Annotated in this window: 12 protein-coding genes; 1 reads left to right on the forward strand and 11 read right to left on the reverse strand. The window is 69.9% G+C overall.

Going from position 1 to position 9,678, the window contains the following annotated elements:
- Positions 1-50: 50 nt before the first annotated feature.
- The 3 genes from IEZ08_RS36155 to IEZ08_RS36165 form a co-directional block, all read right to left on the reverse strand.
- On the reverse strand, positions 51-788 hold the full coding sequence (locus IEZ08_RS36155) for a hypothetical protein (protein WP_189243963.1): 738 nt from the start codon (positions 786-788) through the stop codon (positions 51-53).
- Positions 789-1,054: 266 nt separating this feature from the next.
- Positions 1,055-3,223, reverse strand: a complete 2,169-nt coding sequence (locus IEZ08_RS40430) for a relaxase/mobilization nuclease domain-containing protein (protein ID WP_189243964.1) — start codon at positions 3,221-3,223, stop codon at positions 1,055-1,057.
- Positions 3,220-3,606, reverse strand: a complete 387-nt coding sequence (locus IEZ08_RS36165) for a plasmid mobilization relaxosome protein MobC (RefSeq protein WP_189243965.1) — start codon at positions 3,604-3,606, stop codon at positions 3,220-3,222. The genes IEZ08_RS40430 and IEZ08_RS36165 overlap by 4 nt, the downstream gene beginning before the upstream one ends.
- Positions 3,607-3,966: 360 nt before the next feature.
- Here IEZ08_RS36165 and IEZ08_RS36170 point away from each other — a divergent pair, with 360 nt between their 5' ends.
- Positions 3,967-4,359: a hypothetical protein gene (locus IEZ08_RS36170; RefSeq protein ID WP_189243966.1), complete on the forward strand. Its 393-nt coding sequence runs from the start codon at positions 3,967-3,969 to the stop codon at positions 4,357-4,359.
- Between the two features lie 456 nt (positions 4,360-4,815).
- Here IEZ08_RS36170 and IEZ08_RS36175 read toward each other — a convergent pair whose 3' ends face one another.
- The 8 genes from IEZ08_RS36175 to IEZ08_RS36210 form a co-directional block, all read right to left on the reverse strand.
- Complete coding sequence (locus tag IEZ08_RS36175; protein WP_189243967.1) at positions 4,816-5,268, reverse strand: hypothetical protein; 453 nt, start codon at positions 5,266-5,268, stop codon at positions 4,816-4,818.
- 109 nt (positions 5,269-5,377) lie between these two features.
- A complete protein-coding gene (locus tag IEZ08_RS36180) occupies positions 5,378-5,548 on the reverse strand; it encodes a hypothetical protein (RefSeq protein WP_189243968.1) in 171 nt (56 codons plus the stop codon).
- The gene (locus IEZ08_RS36185; protein ID WP_189243969.1) at positions 5,545-6,036 is read right to left on the reverse strand and encodes a hypothetical protein; all 492 of its coding nucleotides are present in this window, start codon (positions 6,034-6,036) and stop codon (positions 5,545-5,547) included. Before IEZ08_RS36185 ends, IEZ08_RS36180 begins: the two co-directional genes overlap by 4 nt.
- Before the next feature lie 32 nt (positions 6,037-6,068).
- Positions 6,069-6,674: a hypothetical protein gene (locus IEZ08_RS36190; protein WP_189243970.1), complete on the reverse strand. Its 606-nt coding sequence runs from the start codon at positions 6,672-6,674 to the stop codon at positions 6,069-6,071.
- A gap of 23 nt (positions 6,675-6,697) precedes the next feature.
- Positions 6,698-6,931, reverse strand: a complete 234-nt coding sequence (locus tag IEZ08_RS36195) for a hypothetical protein (protein ID WP_189243971.1) — start codon at positions 6,929-6,931, stop codon at positions 6,698-6,700.
- Positions 6,932-7,022: 91 nt separating this feature from the next.
- On the reverse strand, positions 7,023-7,574 hold the full coding sequence (locus tag IEZ08_RS36200) for a hypothetical protein (RefSeq protein WP_189243972.1): 552 nt from the start codon (positions 7,572-7,574) through the stop codon (positions 7,023-7,025).
- Between the two features lie 339 nt (positions 7,575-7,913).
- On the reverse strand, positions 7,914-8,375 hold the full coding sequence (locus tag IEZ08_RS36205; protein WP_444544061.1) for a L5-gp82 domain-containing phage-derived protein: 462 nt from the start codon (positions 8,373-8,375) through the stop codon (positions 7,914-7,916).
- Entirely contained in the window at positions 8,372-9,103 is a 732-nt protein-coding gene (locus IEZ08_RS36210) for a hypothetical protein (protein ID WP_189243974.1), read from the reverse strand. The genes IEZ08_RS36205 and IEZ08_RS36210 overlap by 4 nt, the downstream gene beginning before the upstream one ends.
- Positions 9,104-9,678 lie beyond the last annotated feature (575 nt).

Genomic DNA, 9,678 nt, shown 5'->3' on the forward strand with positions numbered 1-9,678 from the left:
CCACCGCCGTACCGGTGCATGCGACCACGCCCCACTCACCGCGCCGGCGGCTACGCCAGGTGCGCGCCCCGGATCCTGGCCACCGCCTCAGCCGCATGCACCACACAGCCCGCCTCCTCATAGCCGGGCCCCTGCCCGGTGGGGGAGGGCAGCACCACCAGGGCGTCACGGTAGCGGTGCGGATCACACTCCTGGTCGTCGTCGACGATGCCCTGGCGCGCCAGCTCGCAGACATTGCCATACCAGCCGGCCTCACTCAGCGCCGTACGCGCCCCCTCCAGCGCCACCACGGCGCGCCGCAGGCGGCGGCACGCGGCCGGGCTCAGCGGCTGATGCTCAGCGGTGATCGCGTCCTCGATCTCCTCGCTCAGCACATCCACGGCCGCCACCAGCTCCATCAAAAACCTGCGCATGTCACCATCACCGGCCAGGGCTTCGGCGCGGCGCACCGCCGGGTCGGCCGGCAGCGCCTCCTCGCCCAGCTGTCCGGCCACCGCCAGCAGGCGAGCCCGTACCAGCAGCGCCGGAGCCCCGGCCAGGCGCCGGGTCACCCCCTCCGGCGACAGCTCATGGATCAGCGCGGGCGTCTGGCCGGGCCCGAGGATCTGACCGCTCTCATCGGCGGGCAGCTGCACCGCCTCGGCCACCAGCGCCCACGTCCCGGCCTGCTCGAGATCGGCGCCGATCTCGACCTCGGCCTCCCCCGCCACCACCGGAGTGGCCGGATCCATCCCCGCGGCCGCCGCCGCCAGCTCGCCGGTGGTGCTGATGATGCGCGGACCGGTCATGAAATTCTGTTTACCATGGGTCACAGACGATCGGCTCCCCCGCGCCGGTCCTTCTGGGATAGCGGAGTCTTCCATTGTGCTTTTCTCGCCGCTGCGCCGTGGTGGAGGAGTTGTGCGACAACTCGTGCTTTACGACGTAGATTTCAAACAACGGCGAATGACTCCCATCACCGACCGCTACGTCGTGTTCGCCGCCTTTCCTCTGCTTCCGGCGCGCTGATCCGCTCGCTCACCACCGGACAGACAACACCGGCCCGAGCGCCGCTTCACCGGCCGCGCCGCGGCCGCCGTTCACTGCTCCGTGCCTCCCGCGCCCGCGACAAGCCCTCCCCGCTGGCCCGGCGAGTGACCATCGCCTGCAGCCCGGCCGCCTCACTGGCCGCCACCACCACCCGATGCCCGCCCCCCGAACGCGGGACGATGAATCCACGCTCCTGCAGTTGCACGATCAGCTCCCGCGCTTTGTCTGGGCGCACCCACAAGCGCTTCTCCAGCAACGCCGACGAGACCTCCTGGCTCTGCACCACCAGCACGGCCGCGCGCTGGAAAACCACACTGTCTTCTGCCCGCAGCCGCACCCGCCCCTTTCCCGAAGCCGAGCGCGCGTTCGCCGCGGCACCGCGCTCAGTAGCGACCGGATGCCCGGCCGGCGCACCCACGGGACGCCGGCCTCCCGCCCGGGCCGACGCTCGCGCACCGGCGCCGTCGTTCTCAAGCGCGCGATCGGCCAGCCAGTGCTCCAGCCGCCAGGTGAGCACCTGAGCCTCACTACGCGCTGGGCTGGCCGCATCCGTACGCAACGCCCGCTGCCGGGCCACCTGCTGCAGCGCCGCCGCCGGATCGGCACCGGCCGCCTTCACCCGCGCCAGCATCCCGGCCAGCGCCGGCCAGGCCGCATCCGCCAGGATCGCCCGCGCATCCGCAGACCCGGCCACCGCACGCCCGACCATCGCCTGCAGATCGCCGCGCTGCGCCGCCCGGTAATCAGGACGCGCCCGCGATCGTGCGCCCAGATGCTCGGCCGCGCCCTGCAGGTAGCTCGCGGCCACCCGGGCGGCCTGGGCGTGCGCGGCGCGCTGCGCAGCACGGTGCCGCGCAGCCACCGCCCGGGCGGCCAGCACCGCCAGCACCACGAACGCCAGCACCGCCGCGCCCTCATCGCCCGAGCTCAGCGCCTGCCCGGCACCGACCAGCACCCGCAGCGCCCCGCGCATCTGCCGCGCAGCCGCATGCTGCCCCTGCCAGGGCACCCGACCGGCACGCTCAAAGGCCCGCGCCGCCGCCTTCAGCTCGGTGCGCACCGCCGGCGGCGCGTGCGCGGCCGCGGCACTGAGCAGATCGGCCAACGCCGCGGTGGCCGCCGCCCCCTGTTCGTCCCCGGCCCGGCCCAGCACCGCACTGGCCGCCCGCACCGCCTCACCCGCCTGCCGCCAGGCCGCCTCCCGTCGCTGAGCAGCCGAGGGGCGTGCCGCAGCCGGGATCTTGGAAGCATCCGGCGCTGCCGCAGGTCCGGCGGCGGGCACGTCGGCCCAGCGCTGACGCACCCGCGGCAGCGACAGATCCGGCGCCAGCCGCGAGCCCGAAAACCAGACCGGCTTACCGTCCTTGGTGCGGTCCCCAGGCCAGGCCACCGCATACCCGGCCAGATCACCTGAGGGCAGCGCCCGCCTCTTCACCTCCAGCCCCGCCGTACGCAACCGCCCGAAGAAATCCTGCTCGCTGGTGGCGGCCACCGCCGCCTGCCGCACCGCCGCCGCCAGCTTTTCGCGCGGAGTCTCCTTGCTGGCAAACACCCGGTGGCTCTTGGCCTGCTCGGCACGGGTCGGCCGCACCGCGGCACTGCGATCGGCCGGCGCCGTGGCCCGCAATCCGTACTCGGCCTCGATCGCCCGGCACTCCTCACGCAACCGGTAGCGCTCTCCGCGTAGATCGGGCTGGCTTCGGTCCTGACGCACCAGCGTGGCCACGATGTGGATGTGGTCATCGGCGTGCCGCACCGCCACCCACCGGCACGCCTGCTCATCACCTTCCGGCGCCACCCCGGCCGCCGCCACGATGCGCCGGGCGATCTGCCCCCACTGCTCATCACTGAGCCAGGGATCCCCGGGTGCGGCGCGCACCGCGGTGTGCCACACATGTCGCGCCGGCACCGGTCCGCCATAGCTGATCAGCGGCAAATCCAGGTGCTGAGCCAGCTGATACAGCCCCGCCCTCAGCAGCCCGTCCGGATCCGGACCCTCACCCTCTGCCCGCCCCTGAGCGCGCAACCGCGCCCGCTCGGCCTCGGCCTGGCGGCGCGCCTCGGCCGGGTCCGGCTCCATGCCGTCCCAGGAAGCCACCAAACGTGCATCGAGGTGCTCTTCGTGCGTGCCCGGCCCGAACAGGTACTGCAACAGCCCCAGCGTGCGGCTGCCGTACATCGCCTTGGCGATCACCGCTGACCCCGACCGCCGACCACCGCGGACGCGGCCTCCTCCACCCGCAACACCGTGCGCCGTACCAGTGCCAGCACCCGCTCCAACTCCGGCGCCTCAGCTCCGGAATTCACCGCGCGCACCGCCTGGTTGAGATTGTTGCCCACCCGATTCAGCACCACCCGGGCTTGGATGAACTCCGCCAGCTGCGCACTCTGATCGACCGGCATCGGAGTGCGCTCCTCCCGGGCGACCGCCAGTGCCATCTCCGCGATATACGCCCCCACCGCCAGGCCCTTGCGCTCGGCCGCCAGCACCAGCGTGCTCCACTCCCGATCGTCAAACAACAGGGGGCCGACCTGGTTCTCCCGGCGCTGCCGCGAGCGTGCCCGTCGTGTCCCCACCCTCGCCCGTCCTCCCCACTCGACCGGGAGCGTCCCCGTTCATCCCGATCGCCCTCGATCGGGATCATGAGGCGGAGTTAACCAGCGAATCCCCTGATTCGCCAGTTAACTCCGGTTTTTCTACCAACTTGCTCCGCGGAAGCGGGCCGATGATCTTGAAAAGGGCAGCCTTTAGTCCTTTGTCCTGTCGGGGTGTTGAACGGCGCGGAATGTCAGGGGGAAACGACACCAGCTGACAGTCGACGCGACACGGCAGGACAGCACCCACATCAAAGCGCGGAAAACGCCAGAAACCGCATCAGGCGCCGATTCCGTGTTTTCCTAAGAGCCTACGCCCCTTAGCTGTTTGGAGGAACGCGCGTGCAGAAGATGCCCCCCGTCGCAGAACGGCTTGTCCGGCTCATGGTGCTGCTCCCGTCCGACCCGCGCGCGCCGCTGTGGAAAAGCGTGGCTGACGACTGCGGGGACTTGCCCACCGTCATGTCGATTGGTGGCTGGGTCCGTGACACCGCCACGATGTGGCCCGAAGGGGCCCCTCGCACCCTGGCCCAGATGGTCCTGACCGCCTTCGCCAACCCGAGCGAGACCACCTTGCGTCTGCTGTCGCAAGCAATCGTCGATGTGAGCACCTCCGCCGGGATCGACGTCGGCACCGCGTGGGCCGCCCGCGCCCGTGAAAGCGCCATCGATGTCCTGGCCGAGAGCGACACCTTGGAAGAGGTGCTGAAGCGGGCAAAGACGGAGTGGAGTTAACGGCCTGCCCTCCAGATCGCCCCAGGGTGGGGTACACCCACCCCGAGGCAGTCAGCGAGGTGATCGGGGGAGATCGTGAGCGAACAGGCCAGCCCGTACGGAATACCGAAGCTTCCGCAACCGTGCGGCTTTGACCGCTGTCAGGTGCCGGATGATGCGTGTGATTGCCGCATCTGCGGCTGGCATGTGAAGGGTCCGCAGAGCACTTGCCCTGGCAACATGCCGGATCAAGGCTGGGTGCGATGAGCCTGTCAGGATCTATACGATGGCGGCCAGCGCCCGGTCCGAAAGGGCCGGTGGTGATTCGTCTGTGAGGACGTGTGGGACAGGGGGCTGACCGGGTCATGCCGTGCCGGGGCCGGCCGACTGAGCAGACGCAATCCGGCCCGGGCCGGGCGCTGGCCGCACGCCCTGTCGACGGTATATGCCAACAGGGCGCACAGCGGCCGAACCGTCTCACTCCGGCAGTCCCTGCACCAGGTCACGCTCGGCGCGGGCGGCTGCATCACGTGTCGGATAGGTGTGGGAGTGCCCGTCCGGGCGGGGGTCGCAGGCGATGCGCCACTTGCCGTCGGGGTAGTTGCGGCTGACGCAGCCGACAGCGCCGCTCGGGTAGCGGATGTTGGTCACGTACCAGCCGCCGTGCCGCCACCGCTCAAACTGCGGTGTCCAGTCCTCTTCCCGCCCGCCGTCCTTGCGGTCGTCTTCTTCGGCGCCGGCGGGAATGAACGGCTCCGGATCGTGGTCGCCTCCGAAAGCGATCTCGATCAGGTGATGAGCGAAGTGGCCGGCCTCTTGGGCGTCGTGGAGTACTTGGTGAAGGTCGTCGATGGCCTCTTCTTGGGTCCTTGTACGGTCGTCGAAGTACACGCTGACCGCGAGATTGGTGGTCACGCCGCGCCGGGCCATGCGAGCTCCTTCTCTCGGGTGGAGTCAGCGGTATTTCGCGTGCTTGTGAGGGAACACCGGGCACCGCTCTGCTGCGTGGTGCCCGCGCCGGGCCGATGCGCCCTGGAGGTCACAGCCGGGCCCATGTTCCATTGCGCGGCACCAGGTGCCAGATGATGCCGGTGGCGCGGTGCCGCGCCTTGATCAGGCCGCCGTTCTCGCGGACGCGCAGGACGACGTAAATGCCGTCGTCGGCCTTCACGATGTCCGTCACCTTGACGGGTGCAGTCGGTGTAGTCACTGCTGCGCCTCCGGCCCGATCGGTAGACCGTAGCGGGCATCCGGTGGGCCGAGGATCACCGTCACGCCCAACTTCTGAGCGCGGGCGAGCGCGGCCAGCCCGTCCGGAGCCCACTCCCGCACCCGCCACTTGCCGCGGAACTGGTCACACAGGGCGTAGTTGCCATATGCCTCGTCCTGGTCGCCGTGGCGGCCGATCGCGATCGGCCCCATGGGACGGTAGCGGTCGGTACCGTCCGGCAGGGTTACCTTGTGACAGCCGTGCGGCTGGCAGGAGCGGCACGGCCACACGCCCTTGGGGATGTCGAAGACGCTCTTGTAGGTGCCGGTCACCTTCGACAGCTTGCGGGTACCTTTCGCCGCCGGGCAGCCGGGCACGTGGAAGTCCACGCCGTGCCGGCCTGGGGTGAGCACGTAGGTGTGCTCTCCGTCCGGGTCTCGGTAGACAGGATGGTTGAGTAAGGGGATCGGGTAGCGGATGCGCTTCATGAGCGGCGGTTCTCCATGGGGCAGTGACGGGGCTAAGGCAGTACGGCTGACCGGTCCGGCTCACGCTCGTGCAGGCGATGCGGGATCACTCCCGCGCGGGACCAGCCGGGTGGGGGGTTCTGGCGGTGACGGGCAGTACCCGGCTCAGGGCCGCGCAGCGATCGCTGGATCGGTGGGGGCGACGGCGTCCTGGGGCTTCGGTGTGAGCGCGGCGCGTGGGTGCGGCGGTGCAAGATTTGCTGGCGCCACAGCCATGTCAGGCCGTCCTCGGCATCTTCCCAGCACCACAAGACTGGAACCGGGCGGATCGAGGGGCGGCGCGACAGTGTCGGCAGCAGGAACCCGTGGCGGATCTCGGCCTCCCGGGTGCCGATGCCGAGCATCCGCAGGCCTACTTCGTGGTCGCTGAAGAGCACGTGCAGGACGGACCCATCAGGGTGGCTGGCGTCCAGGTCCTGCAGGCAGATGTGGTGCCACCAGCAGACCGCATCGCGGGCCGTTGCGACATCCAGGAGGGCGGCGCCGCGGTGAACGTTCTTCGACAGCCACACGATCAGATCCCGGGGCAGTTCAATCTGCTGGCTCAGGCACATCGCGGGAATGCGGGAAACTCGATCGCTGGGGTGATGTACGGGCATGTCACTCCTTGCTTTCCTAGGGATCACGCGAGGAGTTCCAGTCCCTCGTAGGGCGCGACCTGGTCGCGCTTCCAGCGCGCGGGCATGGCACGGTCGGTAAAGCAGATGCGGTAGGAGTGGCCCGGACCGCAGGGCTCCACGATCCGGGCGAGGTAGGCCGATTGGTCGGTGGCCGGTGACTCCTCCGGGACCGCCCAGACACGGTCACCGGGCAGGTAGGAGTCGGGCTGGGGTGGGGTGGACGACAGGCGTGCCATCGTGATCCTTCCAAGAGGGACGGGGACAGATCTCGCAGGGCCGTCAGCAGACGGGCCCGGCCGCCGGCGATCGCGCCGGCGGCCTCCGCGCTCAGACCTCACGTGGCAGAAGGCGAGCGCAGGTGTAGCGCACGCAACCGCCGCGGCGCTCATAGGAGCTGCGCCAGGTCTTGGCGACGACCTCACCGATGGCATCGCCGGCCCGGGCGTCGGGCGAGTCGGCCAGGTACTGCTCGGCCAGTGTCCGGTCGGTGAACAGGCGGGCACCGCCGGGTGCGAACCAGTCCAGTGCCTCGTCCAGGGTGGCCGGCATCCACGGCAGCAGGCCGTTATCGGCGGCGCGGTACCACTCCCATAGGGCGCCGTCGCGTAGGCAGGCGTACAGGGGCGTGCCCGGCAGCGGCTTGATCTTCTTGGGCACCCGGTCGGCAGCAGTGAAGTCCTCGTCGCCGTCGTAGGCGTGCACCTCCTCACCACGGTGCAGGCAGCGATTGGGCGAGTGCTCCAGTGTCACGGCGGTCACCAGGCGCTTGCCGCCGAGCCATGCCTGGGGTCCGGCGACAGCGACGATTTCCGTCCAGACGGGACGGCCGTCAAAGTCGTAGCGGACGATCTGCCCGGGGGTGGGGTCGATGAGGGCCATCAGCAGTTCTCCTTTGCGGTGAAGGGTGATTGCGGGGCTCAGGCCGAGACGGTGCGCTCCGCCGCCCGGCAGGCAAAGGTCTGCGCGGTGGTGCGCATCCGGGCCCCGCTCAGGCGCTGGGAGGAAGGCGGGCGGACCGACGGCGGCGGAGGGCGGGAGGGCCCGGGGCATGGGCGAAGCAGGGACCGGTGGCGGGTTGGACCGGTAGACGGCAGCCAGGTGGGGATCGGCTCCGCGCCGGCCAGAGGCTCGGGCTGATGCCCGCCAAGACCGGGTGTCCCATCGCACCGGGTCCATGCGGGGCGCGAGGATGGCAGGTTCAGCGCCGAGGGCTTTCGATCAGTCTTGAAAGCGGGCGTCGGCTGCTTCGAGGTAGCCGAGACGGTCGCGGAAGGTGATGCGCTGCGCGCCGGCGAGCGGCCGGCCGTCGGCGGTGAAGTGGCCGCCGCGATACGGGTTGTAGCGCACCGGGACCATCCCGCTGACGTCGGGAGCGGGGTCGGCGTCGACGGTCACCAGGGTTCCTTTCGCCCAGGCGTGCACCTGCCGCCGACGGTCCCTCAAAACGCGCTGTCGGGTGGACTCGTGGATGATGAACGTCACGGCCTCGAGCGTCACGGTGGTTGCGTTGTGCAACACGCGCCGGGTGCGGGGATCGCTGACACTGAAAGTGCCCTTGTGCAGGTTGACGTGCACAAGGACCACAGTTCCAGGGTCCGGCGGCGGAAGCGCAGACGATGCGCTGCCGGTGGCGGCCATCTGTTCACGCTCTGATGCGCACGTCGCTGATGCGGCGTTCATCGACCCTCACGCACGCGGAGTTGAAGGCATTCAGCCAGGCGGCCTCGTGTGCGCCCAGGAAGGCCTTCACCGCGCTCGGGTCGGTGGCGATGGCGAGGGGAACGGTGATGGTCGCCTCCATGTCGTAGGCGCACTCCTCGTGGAGGGTGAACGACACCGTGGATGGAGGTGTGACCGGGCGCGATGTCGGCGTGCTCCTGGCGCTCCTGCTCGGTGCCGACAGGGGTATCGTGATCTTCATTCTCGGCCTCGGCCAGCTGCTGTGCCGCAGTGTTGACGGCCTCGGTCTGCTCGTGGGTGAGCACACGCAGCGGGTCGCCGTAGGTGCCGTACAGCTCGATGGCCACGCGGTCGAGCGGGCTGACGCCCTGCGGGGTTGTCGTGGTGGGGCCTGGCCCGCTGGTGCCGATGCTGGAGATACGGTCGGCCCGGCCGGGGGCGTCAGAGGGGGCGGCCCCGGCCAGCGCGCGGGCTCGCCATACGGCGGTGGCCAGATCGGTGAGGTAGGACCAGCGGTTATCGGCGTGGCGGAAGATGTAGTCGTCATCCCACTGGCCGGTGGCGTGGTTGCGATACAGCCCGGCCCGGGTGATGTACCACAGGTCACGGTCGGGGTTGGTGCCGTACAGCTCCACGTGCAGGCGCTGGCGGGGGTTGTAGCCGGGCGCGCCGGATTCGATGGTGTTGCTGTCGAAGGTGTAGCGGGTCACATGGCGGTCAAGGTTCATCAGGAGTCCTTTTCAGAGGGTGTGGCTGAGGCACAAGGGGCGGGCTCGCCCGCGCGCCGTCAACGTGGATGGGCAAGGAGATGCCATCGGCTGTCCGGGCGGGCAGCAGCGCTCACCGCGCGGACAGCCGATAGATTTTCCGCAAGTAGGTGCGCAGCTGCGGCTCCCAGGCCTGGCCGGTGACAACGCCGATGATCACGCAGCTCATCGGCGGAGGAACCACATCGCCGATCTGCTGGCAGCTGCTGGTGCGGGAGCCAGCCCAGGGGTATCCGGGCATAAACCCGACCAGCAGCGCGGCTTCGTCCAGGGTGAAGGTCCGGCCTTTGTCGTCAGCCCAGTACCCCGGGTTCCGCAGTTGGTAGTCACACGTGAGCCCGGAATTGAAGGTTGACCTGGGGGAACGCGTGTAGGGCCGGGAAGGGTCGTGTGCCTACGCCCTCCGCAGCCAGGTGTTGGTGGGTCAGGCTGGTTCGAAGACGGAGACCCGGGCTGGCGGCGTGATGGAAAGTGCCTGGTAGATGGCTCGTTGTGCGGGTCGTAGCGGGGTCGTGTGGACGACGGTTCCGGCCGGT

It is taken from the genome of Planobispora rosea, assembly GCF_014648175.1.
Classification (GTDB): domain Bacteria; phylum Actinomycetota; class Actinomycetes; order Streptosporangiales; family Streptosporangiaceae; genus Planobispora; species Planobispora rosea.

Bases quoted from the DNA above. Each gene is read 5' to 3' on its own strand.
- IEZ08_RS36175 (WP_189243967.1), bottom strand. From the start codon at position 5,268: ATGGCCCGGCGCGGCGTGACCACCAATCTCGCGGTCAGCGTGTACTTC.
- IEZ08_RS36190 (WP_189243970.1), bottom strand. From the start codon at position 6,674: ATGCCCGTACATCACCCCAGCGATCGAGTTTCCCGCATTCCCGCGATG.
- IEZ08_RS36155 (WP_189243963.1), bottom strand. From the start codon at position 788: ATGACCGGTCCGCGCATCATCAGCACCACCGGCGAGCTGGCGGCGGCG.
- IEZ08_RS36205 (WP_444544061.1), bottom strand. From the start codon at position 8,375: ATGAACGCCGCATCAGCGACGTGCGCATCAGAGCGTGAACAGATGGCC.
- IEZ08_RS36200 (WP_189243972.1), bottom strand. From the start codon at position 7,574: ATGGCCCTCATCGACCCCACCCCCGGGCAGATCGTCCGCTACGACTTT.
- IEZ08_RS36195 (WP_189243971.1), bottom strand. From the start codon at position 6,931: ATGGCACGCCTGTCGTCCACCCCACCCCAGCCCGACTCCTACCTGCCC.
- IEZ08_RS36185 (WP_189243969.1), bottom strand. From the start codon at position 6,036: ATGAAGCGCATCCGCTACCCGATCCCCTTACTCAACCATCCTGTCTAC.
- IEZ08_RS36210 (WP_189243974.1), bottom strand. From the start codon at position 9,103: ATGAACCTTGACCGCCATGTGACCCGCTACACCTTCGACAGCAACACC.